The 17,305-nt window shown below is 56.3% G+C and carries 16 protein-coding genes; 9 read left to right on the plus strand and 7 right to left on the minus strand.

Annotated features, from left to right (window positions below):
* Nucleotides 1-54 precede the first annotated feature (54 nt).
* The 3 genes from ACIQT8_RS07095 (at nucleotide 55) to hutH (ending at nucleotide 3,387) form a co-directional block, all read left to right on the plus strand.
* On the plus strand, nucleotides 55-969 hold the full coding sequence (locus ACIQT8_RS07095; protein WP_138792208.1) for an ABC transporter substrate-binding protein: 915 nt from the start codon (nucleotides 55-57) through the stop codon (nucleotides 967-969).
* A 96-nt stretch (nucleotides 970-1,065) separates the two neighbouring features.
* The gene (gene hutC / locus ACIQT8_RS07100) at nucleotides 1,066-1,806 is read left to right on the plus strand and encodes a histidine utilization repressor (protein ID WP_400964554.1); all 741 of its coding nucleotides are present in this window, start codon (nucleotides 1,066-1,068) and stop codon (nucleotides 1,804-1,806) included.
* A 93-nt stretch (nucleotides 1,807-1,899) separates the two neighbouring features.
* Entirely contained in the window at nucleotides 1,900-3,387 is a 1,488-nt protein-coding gene (gene hutH, locus ACIQT8_RS07105) for a histidine ammonia-lyase (RefSeq protein ID WP_400964555.1), read from the plus strand.
* 26 nt (nucleotides 3,388-3,413) lie between these two features.
* Here hutH and ACIQT8_RS07110 read toward each other — a convergent pair whose 3' ends face one another.
* Both ACIQT8_RS07110 and ACIQT8_RS07115 read right to left on the minus strand, forming a co-directional pair.
* Nucleotides 3,414-4,184 carry a phosphate/phosphite/phosphonate ABC transporter substrate-binding protein gene (locus ACIQT8_RS07110; RefSeq protein ID WP_400964556.1) on the minus strand — a complete coding sequence of 257 codons (771 nt, stop codon included), beginning with the start codon at nucleotides 4,182-4,184 and terminating at the stop codon, nucleotides 3,414-3,416.
* Nucleotides 4,181-5,221 carry a fatty acid desaturase gene (locus ACIQT8_RS07115; protein ID WP_400964557.1) on the minus strand — a complete coding sequence of 347 codons (1,041 nt, stop codon included), beginning with the start codon at nucleotides 5,219-5,221 and terminating at the stop codon, nucleotides 4,181-4,183. The genes ACIQT8_RS07110 and ACIQT8_RS07115 overlap by 4 nt, the downstream gene beginning before the upstream one ends.
* 134 nt (nucleotides 5,222-5,355) lie before the next feature.
* On the opposite strand from ACIQT8_RS07115, the gene ACIQT8_RS07120 reads away from it, so the two are divergent.
* The 4 genes from ACIQT8_RS07120 to ACIQT8_RS07135 all read left to right on the plus strand — a co-directional run bounded on the left by ACIQT8_RS07120 (nucleotide 5,356) and on the right by ACIQT8_RS07135 (nucleotide 8,588).
* Nucleotides 5,356-6,192, plus strand: a complete 837-nt coding sequence (locus ACIQT8_RS07120) for a helix-turn-helix domain-containing protein (protein ID WP_262528045.1) — start codon at nucleotides 5,356-5,358, stop codon at nucleotides 6,190-6,192.
* A gap of 473 nt (nucleotides 6,193-6,665) precedes the next feature.
* On the plus strand, nucleotides 6,666-7,109 hold the full coding sequence (locus ACIQT8_RS07125; protein WP_262528537.1) for an MgtC/SapB family protein: 444 nt from the start codon (nucleotides 6,666-6,668) through the stop codon (nucleotides 7,107-7,109).
* Between the two features lie 95 nt (nucleotides 7,110-7,204).
* Nucleotides 7,205-7,411, plus strand: coding sequence for a CsbD family protein (locus ACIQT8_RS07130; RefSeq protein ID WP_138792203.1), 207 nt, complete (start codon nucleotides 7,205-7,207; stop codon nucleotides 7,409-7,411).
* 97 nt (nucleotides 7,412-7,508) lie between these two features.
* Nucleotides 7,509-8,588: a DNA topoisomerase IB gene (locus ACIQT8_RS07135; RefSeq protein ID WP_400964558.1), complete on the plus strand. Its 1,080-nt coding sequence runs from the start codon at nucleotides 7,509-7,511 to the stop codon at nucleotides 8,586-8,588.
* Nucleotides 8,589-8,630: 42 nt separating this feature from the next.
* On the opposite strand, the gene ACIQT8_RS07140 is transcribed toward ACIQT8_RS07135, so the two are convergent.
* The 5 genes from ACIQT8_RS07140 to ACIQT8_RS07160 form a co-directional block, all read right to left on the minus strand.
* Nucleotides 8,631-9,857 carry an NAD(P)/FAD-dependent oxidoreductase gene (locus ACIQT8_RS07140; protein WP_400964559.1) on the minus strand — a complete coding sequence of 409 codons (1,227 nt, stop codon included), beginning with the start codon at nucleotides 9,855-9,857 and terminating at the stop codon, nucleotides 8,631-8,633.
* 59 nt (nucleotides 9,858-9,916) lie between these two features.
* Nucleotides 9,917-10,213 (minus strand): PRC-barrel domain-containing protein, encoded by a 297-nt coding sequence (locus ACIQT8_RS07145; protein WP_138792200.1) that lies wholly within the window; start codon nucleotides 10,211-10,213, stop codon nucleotides 9,917-9,919.
* A gap of 83 nt (nucleotides 10,214-10,296) precedes the next feature.
* Nucleotides 10,297-11,343, minus strand: a complete 1,047-nt coding sequence (locus ACIQT8_RS07150; protein WP_400964560.1) for a glutathione synthase — start codon at nucleotides 11,341-11,343, stop codon at nucleotides 10,297-10,299.
* Complete coding sequence (locus ACIQT8_RS07155; protein WP_400964561.1) at nucleotides 11,344-13,230, minus strand: flavohemoglobin expression-modulating QEGLA motif protein; 1,887 nt, start codon at nucleotides 13,228-13,230, stop codon at nucleotides 11,344-11,346.
* Nucleotides 13,227-14,105, minus strand: a complete 879-nt coding sequence (locus ACIQT8_RS07160; protein ID WP_400964562.1) for an N-formylglutamate amidohydrolase — start codon at nucleotides 14,103-14,105, stop codon at nucleotides 13,227-13,229. Before ACIQT8_RS07160 ends, ACIQT8_RS07155 begins: the two co-directional genes overlap by 4 nt.
* Before the next feature lie 289 nt (nucleotides 14,106-14,394).
* Between ACIQT8_RS07160 and ACIQT8_RS07165 the strand changes: the two genes are divergently transcribed.
* The gene (locus ACIQT8_RS07165) at nucleotides 14,395-15,288 is read left to right on the plus strand and encodes an SDR family oxidoreductase (RefSeq protein WP_400964563.1); all 894 of its coding nucleotides are present in this window, start codon (nucleotides 14,395-14,397) and stop codon (nucleotides 15,286-15,288) included.
* A gap of 114 nt (nucleotides 15,289-15,402) precedes the next feature.
* Nucleotides 15,403-17,280 (plus strand): ABC transporter ATP-binding protein/permease, encoded by a 1,878-nt coding sequence (locus tag ACIQT8_RS07170; protein WP_400964564.1) that lies wholly within the window; start codon nucleotides 15,403-15,405, stop codon nucleotides 17,278-17,280.
* The last annotated feature ends 25 nt before the right edge of the window (nucleotides 17,281-17,305 follow it).

A 17,305-nucleotide genomic window follows, 5' to 3' on the forward strand; every position in this document is an offset into this window, starting at 1 on the left:
CAAACAAAATTCATTTTCACCCTGAAGACTATATAATCCAGAGGAGTAGCTTGCATGGCATTCAGCATCATCAAAGCCGTCGGCGCATTTGCGCTCATGGCTCTTTCAGCTACCACGGCGCTTGGCCAGACCGACCCGCTCGGGGCCGCTCCGGCCGCCAGGACGGACAACACAACCATTATCGTCGGCTCCGCCGACTTCCCGGAAAGCCAGCTATTGGCGACGATTTACGCCAAGGCGCTTGCTGCAAAGGGCATCAAGGCTGAAACAAAACTGAGCATCGGCAGCCGCGAGGTATACATACCGGCTCTGCTCGATGGTTCGATTGACCTGCTGCCGGAATATGCAGGCGCAACACTGAGTTACCTCGACAAGAATGCAACCGCCCATTCGCCGGCAGATGTGGCGGCAGCGCTCAAGGCCGTTCTGCCGAAGGGCGTTTCGATGTTGACACCATCTGCGGCGCAGGATTCCGACAGCGTTGCGGTCACACGCGCAACGGCCGAGAAATACAAGCTGAAGACAATTGCCGATCTTTCTCCAGTCGCCTCGCAACTGGTTCTCGGTGGCCCACCAGAATGGAAGACCAGAAAAGAGGGTATCATTGGCCTCAAGGACCTTTACGGCCTGGAGTTCAGCTCATTCAAGTCGCTGGATGTCGGTGGACCACTGACGCTGTCGGCGCTCGTCAATGATCAGGTTCAGGTTGCAAACCTGTTCTCGACCGACCCCGCGATCGCCGCCAACGACCTCATCGTGCTGGAGGATACGAAGAACCTCTTCCCTGCCCAGAACATCGTTCCGGTTATCGCGACCCCAAAGGTTAGCGACGTCGTGACGACAACGCTCGATGCTGTCTCCGCCGCGTTGACGACTGCAGACCTCATCGTCATGAACGGCCGTCTGGCCAATCATGACAGCTTCGATGTCGTGGCCGAGGAATGGCTGACCAAACACAAGTTGAACTGACCGTTATTTGCGGGTACGGCATCCGCGGTATCCGCAAATTCACCATCGTCAGATGCCGGGTCTTCGGCCTGACGCACTAACTCTCGTTGGAACCCGATGCAGACGGCACCAGACAAGGTCGAAATCAGCCAAGACGAGCAGGCACCTACCCCGCCACTCTACGTCAAGCTCAAGGACTATGTGCGCAGCCGCGTCGAAACCGGCGAGTGGCCAGTCGGCCAGCGCGTCCCCTCGGAGAACGAGCTGGTCGATATGCTGGGCGTGAGCCGTATGACGGCAAACCGCGCCTTGCGTGAGCTTGCCGATGAAGGCTTCGTCGTGCGTGTGCAGGGCAAAGGTTCGTTCGTCGCAAGCAAGAAGCGGACGTCACAGTTTCAGAGCGTCCCCAACATTGCCGACGAGATTACCCAGAATGGTGGCGTGCACACCGCCCAGGTTATCCTGCTTCGTACAGAGGACTGCAATCTGGAGCTGTCGGAAGCGCTCGCCGTGGACATCGGAAGCACGGTTGCTCATTCGATCATCGTCCACGCCGAAGACAGTGTGCCGATGCAGATTGAGGATCGTTTCGTCAACCATCAGATCGTACCCGATTACCTGAGCCAGGATTTCGGTACGACCACGCCAAACGGCTATCTCACTGCCGTTGCACCAATCGTCAGGGCTGAACAGCATATCGAGGCCGTGACCGCCCAGGCCTGGGAATGCAAGCTCCTTGCGATCTCAAAGACCGAGCCCTGCCTGCTGGTTCGACGCCGGACGTGGTCTCAGGACGGCGTCATCTCTTCGGTACGTTTGCTCTATCCTGGAAGCCGCTATCGTCTTTACAGCACCTGATGTCCGCCCGGTCTGGTTACCGCCTGCGTACCTTTAAACGGAAAATATGATGTCAACTTGCGCCGTATCGCTCTCGTCTGCCAGGAAGATCCCATGACCGTGTTTCTGGATGAAGGTCTCGACTGGCGGGGCGTGGCACAGGTCAGCCAGGGAGATAATCTCAGCCTGTCCGATGCTGCCTATCAAAGGATTGAGAGGGCTCATCGTATCGTCGACAGCATCGTCAAAAGCGGCATTCGAGCCTATGGCATCAACACTGGCGTCGGCGCATTGTCGGATACCGTGGTTGATCGCACCGCGCAGGGCCGGCTTTCGCGTAGCATCGTTCTTAGCCACGCCTGCGGTATCGGCCCGCTCCTTGATCGCCGCGAAGTCCGCGCGATCATCGCAGCTCAAATCGCCAACTTCGCGCATGGCCACTCCGGTGTACGAAGAGACATCGTCACCCATCTGGCGACGTTTCTGGCGCGCGACTGCATTCCAGATGTCCCGTCGCGTGGATCGGCCGGATACCTGACGCACAATGCGCATGTCGCTCTCGTGCTGATTGGGGAAGGCTCTGCGCGGATTGGTGGCAAGCAAGTCTTTGGAAGAGATGCTCTGAAAGAGATTGGCCTCCAGCCGCTGGTTCTTGGCGCCAAGGAAGGCTTGAGCCTTGTGAATGGAACGTCATGTGCAACGGGCCTTTCGAGCGTTGCGCTGGCGCGTGTCGCGCATCTGCTTGAATGGGCGGACGCAATATCCGCGTTGACGCTGGAGGCGGTTGGCGGCCAGATGGCAGCTTTCGACGAGGCGGTTTTGGCCTTGCACAAATCGCCGGGCATCGCGACCGTCGGGGCTACTCTGAGGAGACGTCTTTTCGGCAGCGGCCTGATCGCAGCCGCACGGGGCAAGCGGACACAGGACGCGTTGAGCTTGCGCGCCATTCCGCATGCGCATGGTGCGGCACGCGACGTTTTCGAGAACTGCTCTGCCATCGTTGACCGCGAACTGGCCTCGACGACAGACAATCCCGCAATTTCCGGCACAACTGAGGATCCTCTCGTATGGTCCGAGGCACACGCTGTCGCCCCAGCGCTCGGTCAGGCGGCAGACGGACTTGCGATTGCGATTGCGCAGATCGCGGCGATGAGTGAACGGCGGATCGACAGGCTCGTCAATCCGCTGGTGAACGGGTTGCCGCCCTTTCTCGCACGCGATGCCGGAAGCCACTCCGGCTTCATGATCGCACAATACACAGCCGCCGCTCTCGCCAACGACAACCGCCGGCTTGCAGCACCTGCCTCTACCGATGGCGGGCTCACGTCGGGTCTGCAGGAGGATTTCCTGGCGCATCCAACGGCAGCCGCCAACAAGTTGCTCGCGGTTCTCGACAACGCCGAGTACATCCTTGCGATCGAATGGATGGCGGCCGCACAGGCCCATGATTTTCTCGGGGGCGGCGCCCAACGAGCAGCAGGAACAAACGCGCTCCAAAACCTGCTTCGCATGCATGTCGCACCTTACGAGGATGATCGACCACTTTCGGCCGATATGGAAACGGTCCGCGCGCTCCTGGCCCAGAGCGCGCTCCCCAATTAATGCCCAGCGCGCATCCGCTTACCGCCTTACATGAGAAACGGAATATCGATCGCCTTTGAGCGAATGAACGGCAGTCCCATGCGTCGCGCCGTCCAGCCGATGACATGCAGGTCTGCCGCTGCAGGCTCGTGCTTTTGTGCCAGCATCCAGGATTTACAGTCGATGGCGGCCACGTCGGCATCACCGCGTGCAACGGCGATCACGGAGGCTCGATGAGCTCCGGTTTCGACGAGTTCAGCAAACATTGCAAGGCTGCCGCCCGCTGCCTCCAGATCGCGCTTGAGGCTGAGGTACCCCGACATGGAGCGGTGTTCGTTGAAGGCCAGTCTTTTCGTGGAGAAAAATTCAAGCGGCAATCTTGCCTCGCCTGCCTCTGACGGTCCAACATCCTCTCCGCCCTCACTGGCACGGGCGATTATCGCACTGGAATATAATTCCCCTGCACCGCCGGCTATGCCGTCGTAATCACTCTGGCCGATGACCTGCACGTACTCTTTCAAGCCAAGCTCCATCGGCCCCCAGCAAGTGCCGGAAATCAGCAGGTCCGGGTGACGCCACAGCACCGCCAGGTCAAAGGCTTCGGGATCCAGCGTTGCAGGATCTGGTGCGATAACAGATCCATCCTCAGCACGAATGCCACCGGGAACAGGTGGCATATCGCCGTTGCGCCGAACGAGATTTTCCGGTGCGTCGATGCCGTGATCGAGAAATCTCTTGCGCATGCTGGCCCACAAGGCATCGGTATCGGGGCGCAATTCCGCCCAGTCATACATCGGCAGCGCCGCAATCCACGTCATACTGCTGTATCCTGTCTCAATGGGACGTCGGTCGCCGAATAGGCGGGGGTGTCAATGGAAACATGCGTGGCGGTCTGCGGCAGGAAAGCCGTCTCACCGCGCCTTAGCACAGGATGAGCGACAGGCTCTTTTACCTTGAAAGCGAAAGCGCGAAAAACGTCGAAATAGTTGGCGAAGACGTATCCGTTGTTCATCCTTTGCCACTCGGTGCGCTTTGCCCTGTAGAGGGATGGCAACGTGTACCACGCCGCGCTCGGCAGCTTGTGGTGCACGAAATGCAAATTGTTGTAGAGAAAAAGTGGCGCCAGAATAGAGTTCTCGACGATAATCGTTCGTCCGTCCGGCTGTTCTGCCCATTGGTGTTCGCAATAGGAACGAATGGCGATGATGGATACGCCGAGATAGCCGGCAACGCTGATATAAAGCCAGATCGGAATGCCGAACACCGCCTGAATGACGAAGAGTGTTGGGATCAGCCCAGCCACGTGCAGGGTCCAGGCGTAGATGACCCGGCGATCACCCTTGCCGATTTTCCGCCATTCGGACAGCGTGAAACCGATTACCATTAGCGGTGGGCCGATCACCATGCGGCCAATAAGCGTGTTGTTCCAGGCAAGCAGAGTTTTCAGGAGCGACGGCATTTTTTCCCAGTCGCCCATCGCTCGATAATAGCTCTCGGGATCGTCGAAGGGGTCCGTCAGGCGCTCGTCAGCATGGTGCTGCAGATGTGTCCGCTTGTAGCTGCGATAGGGATAAAAAATGCCCAACGGCGTAAACACCAATGCTTCATTGAGACGTGAGTTATGCGTGGGATGGCCATGCAGGACTTCATGCTGAAGAGAGGAATGCAGGGCAACCGCGATCCCCATCAGCACCAACGAAAGCATCGGATACAACGGGTAAAGCGCATAACCTGCTGCGCCCCACAGACCGTAACAGACGACAAGCAGGGCAATCGTCGGCCACTCGATGCGCGGCGCACGCGATCGGCGCCTGTTCGTATTCTCTACTGACTTCTGGATGGACGTTTCGCTCATGTGATTCCCCTATGCCATTGCAAAGACAGGCTTTCATCGGCGCGTGCGCCGCACAACGAGTTTATGGTGACCGATCGTTGATATTGGTCACAAATTATAGAATATGGTGATAATTATAAACAATGAGGTGAAATATGGACAAGCGCGCACTTGCCATCCTGTTCCGCACGCGTCTGGCGAGCCTGGTTGATCGAGCGGGGGAGAGCCATTCCGCATTCGCTTCGAAGGTCGGCATCGACCGCTCCGCCCTGTCGCAGCTGCTCTCGGGGGATTCGGCACGCCTGCCGCGCGTCGAGACACTCTTGAACATCGCCGAGCGCCATTCCGTGTCGCTGGACTGGCTGCTCGGCCTCTCACACGACCAGGGCTTGATGGGAGAACTGCGTCCAAGCTTCGAGATCGAGGAAGGCGGCGACGACTATACTGACACGTTGCTGATGAACTGGCATGCCGAGGCGGCGGGATCTAAAATTCGCTACGTTCCTGCCCGTCTTCCGGATTTGCTCAGAACACCGAAGATCATTGCCTTTGAGGCGAAAGGCGCACATCAGAGTGTCATGGCGCAGGCCAGCGAGACGGCGTTCCGTTTGGATTACAACCGCCAACCCGGCACTGACATGGAAGTTTGTATGCCGCGTGAAACACTGGAAGCCTTCGCAAAGGGGCAAGGCATGTGGCGCGGATTAAATCGCGACATTCGTGCCGAGCAACTCCAGTATATGGCTGCCCTGATCCGTGAACTCTACCCCTCGTTCCGACTGTTCCTGTTCAACGAAAAGGAACGGTTTTCCGTGCCTTACACGGTTTTCGGATCGCAACGAGCCGCGATATTCGTGGGTGGCATGTATCTCGTTCTCAACAACGCTGAATCAATCCGCAAAATGCAGTACCATTTCGACGAACTGATCCGCTCTACGCGCGTTCATGCACATCAGGCCGCTGACTTTGTGCAGAACCTGGAGGTATCGTAAGCAGAGTAACTCCTTTGGGTCACGCGCCATTTGGCGTGAGATGATCCGAACACTGATCAGATAAGTTTCCGGAAATCATTCGATTGCCCACCAATCAATCGGAGAAAGCGTCTTCAATATCGATGCCGGGATTGGCAGCCTCGAAATTGGCGATGATCTTGTCCAGCGCCTGACCACTGGACTTGTTGAAGCCGTGTCAGAATTTCACCGTGGTGGCAGCGTCGGCCGCACCAACGCTCACAAAAAGGGAGAGTGCGGCGGCGACAGTGCTTTGATGACGAGGAATTGTCACACGCTTCGGGAACATCGGAACCAAATGATTAAGGTCGAGTTGAGACGCAAGCCGTACGCCACGCCTCCTGGAAACCTGATAGCCCGATTTGACGGGAGACTGAGATTTTCTGAACAGGTTGCCAGCGTTCGGTTCTGATTGTGAACGTTTGGAGGAAAACGTGACCGACTGGCTTGCGTCAATGGGTTTTGAGTTCGATATCGTTTCACACTTTGTCGCGATGCTGATTGCCTATGTTCTCGCTCTTCCGATCGGCTGGGACCGCGAGAAACACGAACGCAGCGCCGGCCTGCGCACCTTTCCCCTCGTTGCAATCGCTTCATGCGGCTTCATACAGGCGACTGAAAGCGTCACTGCCGGCAACGCAGAGGCGACCGCACGTGTCGTAGAAGGCCTGATCAATGGCGTGGGTTTCATTGGAGGCGGGGCAATACTCGTTGGCAAACTTGGAACCCGTGGCACCGCTACAGCAGCCAGCATATGGGTCACCGGCGCGATCGGCGTTGCCGTTGGTCTTGGTTCTTACGAAACGGCCATCATTCTCTCCATCGCCACCTTCGCAACTTTGCGGGTTATGACGACCTTCAAGTCACAAAAAAACGAGCACCTCAGATCTGACGAATGACCCAAACACCTTCACAACTCTGATACCTCGCGGAACACGCGTGGCGCCTGCCTCGTTAATAACGCTCATACCAATAAGATCTGGAGGAGCACACCATGGACTGGAATCGGGTTGAAGGAAACTGGAAGCAGATGAAGGGCAAGGTCAAGGAACAGTGGGGAAAGCTCACCGATGACGACCTTGACGTCATCAACGGCAAACGCGAGCAGCTCGAAGGCAAAATCCAAGAACGTTACGGTTACGCAAAGGATCAAGCCAAAAAAGATATTGATCACTGGTACCGGAACCAGCATTTTCATTGAGGTTGCTGGCTAAAAATCTTCAATCAAAATCCCGCCGTTCCGGGCGGGCTTACCGGCTCTTCTGGAACAAAAATCACGATCCTGAGTTCTGCGGCAAATGGATCATATCGTCACCCATATCAACAAGATCAAATCCCCGGGAGACCGCGCCGCCAGCGAAGACGGAGCCTTTGCCAGTCTCGTGTATGTTTCCAGTCTTGAGAACGGCATAACACGCAAACAGGGTAAGAACGGTTTTCTCTATTATGATGAAGACGGTCACAGGATAACGGACAAGGCCATACTTGAGAGAGTTGCAAGCCTCGCTATCCCACCTGCTTATGTGGACGTGATTATATCGTCAGATCCCAGATCCCATCTTCAGGCAACCGGACGCGACGCGAGGGGACGCAAACAATATCGATATCATCCAGATTGGTCGGAGGAACGCGGCAATGCCAAGTTCTCCCAACTGGTGGAATTTGCAGCGTCATTACCGGACATTCGCGAGAAGGTGGATACCGATCTGCGACTGCGCAAACCCGGTCTCGACAAGGCTTTAGCCACGGTCGTCTGGCTGCTCGACAAGCTTTTCATCCGGGTTGGCAACGCGACATATGCGAAGGAAAACGGGTCGTTCGGTCTGACGACATTGAGAAATCGTCATGTGAAGATTGAAGGATCTACAGTCCATTTCAACTTCAAGGGAAAATCGGGCAAGGAATGGCGCCTCAGCCACCATGACAGGCGCATTACACATGCGATCAGGGCGCTCCAGGAGCTTCCGGGCCAGCAGCTTTTCCAATACCTCGACGAAGATGGACAACGACATCAGGTCAGGTCTCAGGACGTCAACGGCTATATCCGGTCTGCATGCGGCGGCAACTTTAGTTCCCGACAGTTTCGTACCTGGGGCGCCTCCAAGATGGCGGCCGTTCAACTCGCACAACTTGAGCCCGGCCAAAGTCATGCGGAATGTGCCCGCATCGTCAACGCCGTCATTGATGATGTCGCGAGCCGCCTCGTGAACACCCGCGCCGTATGCCGAAATTCTTATATTCATCCGAAAATCATCGACGCATTCCCCGACGGCGATCTCCAATCTCTCATGAAAATCCGGCCGAGCCGAAGCCAGCGACTGAACCGGTGGCTGGAGACCGACGAAATTCGCGTCATGCGCTGGCTGGAAAGCCACTAGTTTTATCGAGGTTCGACAAACCTATAGAGGGAGAAAACCTTCTCAGGCGATATCAAAGAGGTGGCTATCAGGGTCCTTAACCCCATTGATCGCTGCCGCAACTATGTCGGCAGCAATCTGGCTAAAGGTGATCCCGTTTCCGCCAAATCCCATGACGGAATAAACATTTGCGTGCCCCGGTACGTTACCGATCAGCGGAAGTCCCGTCGTCGTCGATCCAAAGGCCGCTGCCCAACGATAAGCCGGCTGCCCGATATCAACATTAAGGAGTTCGGCGAGTTTGATACGAATAGAATCTGTCTTTGCCTGAAGCCGTTTGCCATCCTGGAATGCCAGAGGATCATGCTCGTCCTCACCGCCGGCGATCAGCCGACCGGGTTGATCCGTTCGTAAATAGAGATATGGGTCGGACGCCTCCCATACGATGTGGTCGTGTAGCCAGTCGGGGATACGAACCCCAACGTCACTTGCCAGTGCCCATGTTGAAATGATTTCGTGCCGCTTGCTCTCAAGCACTTTGAGAAACTCGTAACCCGTACAAAAGACGGCGTGGTTGGCGATGAGAAGTTTGCCGCTGCCGGTTGCCAGAACAACCTCGTCAGAAAAGACCTTCATATCGGTGACTTCGACGCCAGAGACGATTTCTACCTTGCGTCTGGCAAGGTGCCGCAGCAAACCGGCGGTGAGTTGCCCCGGATTGGCGGACGCAGAGATATTGCTCAGAATTGCACCTGTCCGATCGACGTCGAAGCATTCGCGCAACTCTCGGGCATCAAGATATTTCGCGTCGATACCCGCCTCTGCTCGGGCTTCTGCCTCCATCTTGAGGGCACGCGAGCCATAATCATTACCTGCCAGATAAAGCGCTTTCTTTCGGCGCATGCTGCAGGAAATATCCAGCGATTTGACAATCTCCTCGAGGCGCAAAACCGCCTGGGCCGATCTTTGCCATACCCGTCTGGCGTCGGCTTTTCCGATCATCTTTTGTAATTGGTGGAGCGGGACGTCTATCTCGTGCTGTATCATTGCTGTCGAAGCGATGCTGCTACCGCGGACAGGATCACCCTTGTCGATGATCAGCACTGACTTGCCCGATTGCGCAACAGCGTGTGCAACCAACGCCCCACTGATGCCGGCTCCAATTATGATGACATCGTATTTTTGAAGGGATGCCGTGTTTCTCGTTCGAACCGAGATGCGTGGGCTATCCAGCCAGACGGGACGAAATTCTCTCAGGTCGCGTTCTTTCGTCAGTTGCGATCTGGACATGTCCCCTCCGTACCACGCTTAAGAAAAGAGCCCGACCTGAGGTCGGGCTCTTGAAACCATCAGTGCCGATGCTCGGGCATCTGCTTGAGCTGATCCTTGGTCCACGTTGTCAGAGCGTGTACATCTCCTGACTCATCGCGCATGAAATCGAGATCCGCCAATGGGACCGCTACAGGCTTGGCACCAATCCCTAAAAAACCGCCCACGTCGATGATTGCGGTACTCGCAGTGCCAGCACCGTGAACGTGGTCAACCTTACCGACCTTGTGATCGTCGGCACCGTAAACGGTGGCACCCTGTAACACAGAAGGTGTCAGTTCGCGTGCGGTGAGACGGACATGATTGGTATGATCCATTTTCAATTCTCCTCGTGTTGGCTACACTAACGTAACTCCACCAGTCGCGTTCAGTTCCGCGTCTTGCCGGAGGTTTCTGCAGCCTAAAGTGTCGCCAAAGCCCGGTTGGAGATCTGTCCTCCATAGTTTTTCCGCATCTCGACCTTTTGCTCGAGAGAGGCGATCACATCGACCGACAGGTCGACACCGTGCAATTCCGCAATGTTCGGCAGGCCACCGGGAGTAAAAACATTGATCTCAAGAATTTTATCGCCAACGATATCCAGGCCGACCAGAAACATGCCGTCCTGAATGAGCTTTGGCCGCACCATCTCGGCAACTGCAAGTATCTTGGGCGTGATCTCCACGGCGGCCGCTGTGCCCGCTACGTGCATATTCGAACGCACCTCTCCCTTGGCGGGAACCCGGCGGAAGGCAGCATAAGCACCATCCCGTTGAAGCGGGCGACCATTCATCAGGAAAAGGCGGATATCACCGGCCGTCGCATCGGGAAGGTACCCCTGAGCGATCAGGTAACCTTCACCGCTTACGGCCTCAAAAATCTGGTTGAGATTGGCTTCCTTGCTCGAATTGATCTTGAATACATTCTTGCCGCCCGAACCCTGAAGTGGCTTCAAAATAGCGCCCTGCTTCTGCTTGTCGATAAAGGCGCGGATTTCTTCGATGCTTTTCGAGATGAGCGTCGTCGGACGAACGGCCTCCGGAAAGCCCTGAAAATAAAGCTTGTTCTGAGCGCTAGCCAGACCATCCGGATCATTCACCGTCAGCACACCCCGCTCCGCCGCAAGACGGCCGAAAATAATGCCGGCTTGCGCCGCCCAAGGCCGCTCGTCAGCATCAAGGGATGGATCGTTGCGCAGGAAGAGAACATCGATATCTTCGACCGGGATCGTCTGTATCTCGGCCTCCTTATGCTGCAGGGCCGAAACGAACGCATCAGCCTTTTTCGATTTTCCGCCCTTGGCAACGGTCGCACGCACCATAAGGCTGTCGTCAGGCCGCAGCACGAAATCGCCCGGCGTCAGATAACAGACGTCGTGGCCGTGCGCTATTGCAGCCAATGCAAGCGCCGTGGTCGTGTAAAATTCCGTCTCGTCCGCGATAGAGTTCACAAAAAAAGCAATCCGCATTCACGTCTCCTGCCTTTGAATCATTTCTAACGGGCGCAAGCCTTGTTTGGCATGTGCCAAGCGGCCTCGCCCTTCGTCCGTTTCCAGGTAAAGCGGTCGGACCGCTGGCATCCGCAGCAGCCCTCGATCCGCGAGTTCCTGCATCACCTCAAAATGCGAGGCCGCGATCTTGCCCATCCAGAATGGTTCAAGCGCCCCTCCGGACCGAAGGTGCCGGAGCAACGCAAGCAGCCCCCGGAGATATATCGCGTCCTTGGCAAGGCCGCCGCCACGATAAAGGCGAAGAACCAGGTTGAATGCCGCACGCGGCGTGAAATCATGGTCGTCAACCAAAAGGGAATATGTCTCGGAAAATGTTGCGCCTTCAAGCATCGCGGCACACCCGACGACCCGACCCGCGATCAGTCTGAGACGCGCCGTCGTCATGCCGCCGGCCAGGTACTCGGCGAAGACCGCCAGCCCCTCCTGCATGCCTTCATAGCCAGCAAGCCCGGAGCGAAACAGCCGCAGGCCCTGCACGGAACCGTTGAAATAGGTAAGAAGATGGACGCCGATCTCATGTGCCAGCAGAGGCTCGACACGGCGTTTATCCATCAGTGTCGAACGCGCGATCAGCAGGCGGTGACCTGATACCATCAAGCCGGATGGCAGGTCGTCTCGCAGTTCAACCGTGACTTCGAACTCTGTCAATTGACGATGGTATGCGGCGATCATCGTTCTGGCGCGCCGCTCGACATGAAAACAGTCGGCAATTCTGTCTTCCGACCCGTCATCGTCGTCGTTGCCAGACGCGGGATCAGTCGAATGCGCGAGAATTGTTTTTGCCTCTTCCAGCAGCGATGCCTCGACGGGACCGTAAAGCGCACGTCCGAATTCGATAAATTGTGGCTTCTCGCGAGAAGATAACAGCGAAAGCTGAATATCGAGTTCGTGCTGTTTCTCTCTGTAAAGCTGGTAGAGAACCGGGTCTTCAAGGTGATCGAAGGAAATTGAAAAGAGCTTCCGCTTCGTCGCTTCGACCTGAAACGCCAATGGGCGATAAAGGAATTTCGGATGCCGCCCATCGGACTTGAACGCGTTAAACGCCGCTTCGGCATTGATAGGCGTCACAGCCAACAGAAAATCAAACGTCGACGCCACTTCATCGATGCTGCGATCAACGCGCGTCACTGTGTCAACGAATGTCTTGCGCCCCAATGCCCTATGGGTTTTGGGCGTCAGAACCTTCTGGCTTTCAATGAAACGTGAGATCGTCCTCAAGCCCGCATCAAACAGCAGCGAGACGAGCTGTTCACGCAATTCGGGATAAATTTCATTGCTGCCCGGCTGTCGGTAGACGGGGGCAAACCGGACAGCCAGCGTCGAACAATGCAAATCACGCCCCAACACCTTGTCCTCTCTTAAGGGTGGGGTCTCAGCTCTCTTCACACGAGGCGTCCGAAACTTCGCTTCGCTATCGCTGACGACAGTGGTGAAAATTTCCGCAGCGTCCGCCATATCAGCGCTTGCCCACAAGGCAATTTCAAACGGCGGAAGAAAGGGTGCATCCTCGGTCAGGAATCTGTCCTGCGTCAGCTCTCCGATATCGAAGAGAACGAAGGCGCCGAAACGTTTGCGAAGAACGACAGCGATTGCCTCGATAACCACCATTGCGGGCGCGGCATGCGGCGCAATCAGATAGGATGCGTTGGCACGGGCGATATCTCGGGCAACTGGCTCTGCATCGTCTTCGGCAATATGCACACAAAGGAATGGTAGCGGGCGGTCAATATGCAGACGACCACCTCCAGGCAGATCTCGACGAATAGACTTGCCAGCGGAAAGACATGAAACAATATCCTCCAGCCAGTCATCATCGCGCTGTTTCTCTAATGAAACCTGCTTCATGAGGGCCCCGCCAGTGATTTCTCGAGCACGGGAACAGCCGTTGCAACGATGTTGCGAAGCTGTGAGAGCACGCTTGTGTCCGGTTCACCGGTCCATTCGTCCATGAAGAACTTCTTGAACTCAACGGCGATCGCACAGCCGGTCAGGGGAAAATGTTCGTGGACAAATCGCGTCTGTTCGCCTTTTCCCTGGAACGCCACGTTTTCCTGCACATCAACAGGCCTGCCGTTGATTTCGAAGGATCGGAAGTGGTCGATGAGAGCATCGACGACTGGCGCCCAGCGCGCCCTATCCATGGAAAAGGTTCCGATGTTTATATCGGGCGCCTTTGACTGCAGTGTCGGTGCGGCGCCTGGACCGTCTCTACGGTGATTGTAACTATGGATATCAAGTACGACAAAGTGACCGAACTGGTGTTCGACGCCACGGAGAAAGTTGAGCAACATCTCATAATAGGCATCGTGCACTTGCAAGGACGTATCGATCTGATCCTGTGAGAGGGCGTCCGTCCAGACATTCAGACCCCATGCCTGCTCCGGCGTTAGATAGACCGCACCATCGCGGCTGCGATTGATATCCACTTCGAAACGGGACCGATGGAACACGATACGGTTTGGCACGTCGCGGATCGTGTATTCCGTGTACGGGTCTTCTTCACGAAGACGCTCATCGTGGTCGATCGCGTAGAAGCTGAGAATATCAGCACGGATATTGTGTCCTTCATGGATCGCTGTCGCGACGATTGGCGACAGTCCACGCTCGGTGCTCCATAAAGCGAAGTGTGTGGCGGGCGGCGAGATCAGCGTCTTGAGAGAATTCCCGTTGGCGGAAGATATCACGTTTCGAGATTTCTCCCGGTATTCGGCGCCCGTCATTCATCTCTCTCCCGTGCTGAGGTTGTTCCTGTCACGGTGCAAACGCGCGAACGCCAAATTTGTTACGAGGCGTATTCAGATTTCCAATGTCTGGCGGACTGGCGGAAGCCCCTCAGTCCCAAATAGCCAGTATGGCCCGTCAAGATTTCACCCTGCTAAAATTCACGGCAAACAACCGTTCATGGAACGACGCGCCGAAGCGAACGTTAAATATCAAACCGAACATCCCTGCGCGCCGTGAGCTACGTTTCGGTCGCGGCTCCCATTCAAATTGTTATGGAGAACAACGATGACCGACCGGCAGACACTCCAGGACCCGCGCAAACTTTACCCCTCGCCGCCATTTCAGTCCCAGCCTCAAACGATGCCGGGACTTGCACAAAACATGGTGCCGTTACCTGATCACGGTGAAGCAAGTTACAAAGGGTCGGGAAAACTGACAGGGCGAAAGGCACTGATTACCGGCGGCGATTCCGGTATTGGCCGTGCTGTTGCCATTGCTTTTGCACGCGAGGGTGCCGACGTTGCCATCTCCTATCTTGAAGAAGAAGAGACTGACGCCGAAAGGGTAATCGAACTCATCAAGGCAGAAGGCCGAATTGGCGTGGCTCTTCCAGGCGATATCAAGCAGGAAACATGGTGTCGCGAGATGGTCGAAAAGGCCGTTAGCGATTTGGATGGCCTCGATATCCTCGTTATCAACGCAGCAAGGCAGCAGTATCGTGACGATATCAGTGCGCTGTCGACCGATGATTTCGACCAGACGATGAAGACCAATCTTTACGCGCTTCACTGGATTGCGCAGGCGGCAACGCCCTACTTAAAACCCGGCTCTTCCGTGATTACCACTGCTTCCATCCAGGCCTACGAGCCCTCCCCGATCCTGCTGGATTATGCAACGACCAAAGCTGGCATTGTCGCTTACACCAAGGCGCTGTCGAAGCAGCTCATTGAAAAGGGCGTGCGTGCCAACGTTGTCGCTCCAGGTCCATTCTGGACTGTCCTTCAGCCCAGCGGTGGACAGCCGGAGGAGAAGGTTCAACACTTCGGTGAAAACAGCGACTTTGGCCGTCCCGGTCAGCCTGTCGAACTGGCACCGATTTATGTTCTGCTTGCTTCGCAGGACGCCAGCTTCATCAACGGCGAAGTCTACGGTGTAACAGGTGGCAAGGGCATCGCATGACCAGGTGCATCGCGTTACAGGGCGAGGCGGAGTAAGGCCGATGTTGAGAACAATCGAAAGGTCACGATCTGATCAGACAGGCATCAAGGCTCATACCAAAGGCTGACCGAAAGAATGAACACCGAGGCCGCACAGACGCCGAACGACGCAGTTACAGAACGAGAGTTGACGCCCGAAGAAGCCGAACGGGCGCGTAGAAAATACCTGTTGTCGCGCTTCTGGCGTAGTGCCCGTGGCTTCTGGAGCCGCCGTGGCCCAAAGCTCGCCTGGCCCTGCTCGATTGGCTTGGTTGCACTCCTCTGCACCAATGTCGTTTTCCAGTACGGTATCAACGTCTGGAACCGCAATCTTTTCGACGCGATAGAACAACGCGACGCCAGCACGGTTTATTTCCTTAGCGCGATCTTTATTCCATTGGTGATCGGCAGCATGTCGCTTGTGGTGATCCAGGTGTTCTTTCGCATGATCATACAACGTCGCTGGCGCAAATGGCTGACGACGGACATCATCGCCCGCTGGCTTGCCAACGGTCGCTATTACCAATTGAACCTGATCGGTGGCGACCACAAAAATCCGGAGGCGCGCATCTCTGAGGATTTGCGCATCGCAACGGAAGCACCGGTCGACTTTGTTGCCGGTGTTACCTCCGCCTTTCTGTCGGCCTCCACATTCATCGTTGTTCTCTGGACAATTGGCGGATCTCTGACATTCACGATTGCAGGAACGAGTTTCACCGTCCCCGGTTTCCTTGTTATCACCGCCCTGCTGTACGCAACGATCACGTCCACATCGATGGTTGTCATCGGGCGAAATTTTGTCCGTATTTCGGAGCTCAAGAACCAGGCTGAGGCGGAGTTTCGCTACACGCTGACGCGTGTACGAGAAAACGGCGAGAGCATTGCCTTGCTCGGGGGAGAGGAAGAAGAACGCAACGACCTCAACAAGACGTTTTCAGCAGCCTTGCACCAATGGGCTCGTCTGGCGCGGCAATATATGCGAACGACACTGGTGTCGCAGGTATCAAGCCTCTTTGCCCCTGTCGTTCCCGTCCTGCTTTGTGCGCCGAAATTTCTGGATGGCAGCATGTCGCTGGGCCAAGTGATGCAGGCTGCATCTGCCTTCGCGATCGTCCAGGGCGCATTTGGGTGGCTGGTCGACAATTACCCGCGGCTCGCCGACTGGAATGCCTGCGCACGACGCGTCGCATCTCTCATGGTTTCACTCGACGGCCTTGAGCAGACTGAGAAAAGTGATGCGGTCGGTCGCGTCAAGCACGGCAAGATTGAGGGCGACGCAATCCTCAGCCTGAACGATCTTTCGGTCTCGCTGAACGATGGCACTGCTGTGCTGACGGAAACGGAGGTGGAGATTAAACAAGGCGAGCGCGTGCTGGTTTCCGGGGAGTCCGGGTCAGGCAAGAGCACGCTCGTGCGGACAATCGCTGGCCTCTGGCCGTGGGGCGGCGGTAGTGTCGACCTGCATCCCGACAAGCGCCTTTTCATGTTGCCGCAACGGCCCTACATCCCGCTCGGTACTTTGGGGCGCGCCGTCACCTACCCGGGTGCATCGGACGACTGGTCGCCCGACGAGGTCAAGACAGCGCTCGAAAAGGTTGGACTTGGCCACTTGGCGGAGAAGATCGAAGAAGATGCCCCCTGGGACCAAACGCTGTCAGGCGGAGAGAAACAGAGGCTGGCGTTTGCACGTCTCCTGCTTCACAGGCCCGATATCGTCGTACTCGACGAAGCAACCTCGGCACTCGATGACAAGAGCCAGGACAAGATCATGGAGCGTCTGATCGACGAGCTGCCCGATTCCACCATCCTCAGCGTCGCCCACAGAGCCGAACTCGAGGCTTTTCACAGCCGAAAGATCACCCTTGAGCGCCGCGAGGGCGGCGCCAAACTGGTCAGCGATATCGATCTTCTTCGGTCCCACAAAAAGCGCAACATGCTGAGACGTCTGGTCAGGCGACCTAAAATCCGCCTTTGAGACCCAGGGTTAGGACAAAGGGGTT

Origin of the sequence: Agrobacterium sp. NPDC090273, assembly GCF_044772305.1 — a bacterium.
GTDB lineage: Bacteria > Pseudomonadota > Alphaproteobacteria > Rhizobiales > Rhizobiaceae > Agrobacterium.

Coding starts and splice junctions, on each gene's coding strand:
- ACIQT8_RS07115 (WP_400964557.1), bottom strand. CDS start 5,221: ATGAGCGAAACGTCCATCCAGAAGTCAGTAGAGAATACGAACAGGCGC.
- ACIQT8_RS07120 (WP_262528045.1), top strand. CDS start 5,356: ATGGACAAGCGCGCACTTGCCATCCTGTTCCGCACGCGTCTGGCGAGC.
- ACIQT8_RS07170 (WP_400964564.1), top strand. CDS start 15,403: ATGAACACCGAGGCCGCACAGACGCCGAACGACGCAGTTACAGAACGA.
- ACIQT8_RS07140 (WP_400964559.1), bottom strand. CDS start 9,857: ATGTCCAGATCGCAACTGACGAAAGAACGCGACCTGAGAGAATTTCGT.
- ACIQT8_RS07165 (WP_400964563.1), top strand. CDS start 14,395: ATGACCGACCGGCAGACACTCCAGGACCCGCGCAAACTTTACCCCTCG.
- ACIQT8_RS07130 (WP_138792203.1), top strand. CDS start 7,205: ATGGACTGGAATCGGGTTGAAGGAAACTGGAAGCAGATGAAGGGCAAG.
- ACIQT8_RS07155 (WP_400964561.1), bottom strand. CDS start 13,230: ATGAAGCAGGTTTCATTAGAGAAACAGCGCGATGATGACTGGCTGGAG.
- ACIQT8_RS07145 (WP_138792200.1), bottom strand. CDS start 10,213: ATGGATCATACCAATCATGTCCGTCTCACCGCACGCGAACTGACACCT.
- ACIQT8_RS07160 (WP_400964562.1), bottom strand. CDS start 14,105: ATGACGGGCGCCGAATACCGGGAGAAATCTCGAAACGTGATATCTTCC.
- ACIQT8_RS07110 (WP_400964556.1), bottom strand. CDS start 4,184: ATGACGTGGATTGCGGCGCTGCCGATGTATGACTGGGCGGAATTGCGC.
- hutC (WP_400964554.1), top strand. CDS start 1,066: ATGCAGACGGCACCAGACAAGGTCGAAATCAGCCAAGACGAGCAGGCA.
- hutH (WP_400964555.1), top strand. CDS start 1,900: ATGACCGTGTTTCTGGATGAAGGTCTCGACTGGCGGGGCGTGGCACAG.
- ACIQT8_RS07135 (WP_400964558.1), top strand. CDS start 7,509: ATGGATCATATCGTCACCCATATCAACAAGATCAAATCCCCGGGAGAC.
- ACIQT8_RS07125 (WP_262528537.1), top strand. CDS start 6,666: ATGGGTTTTGAGTTCGATATCGTTTCACACTTTGTCGCGATGCTGATT.
- ACIQT8_RS07095 (WP_138792208.1), top strand. CDS start 55: ATGGCATTCAGCATCATCAAAGCCGTCGGCGCATTTGCGCTCATGGCT.
- ACIQT8_RS07150 (WP_400964560.1), bottom strand. CDS start 11,343: ATGCGGATTGCTTTTTTTGTGAACTCTATCGCGGACGAGACGGAATTT.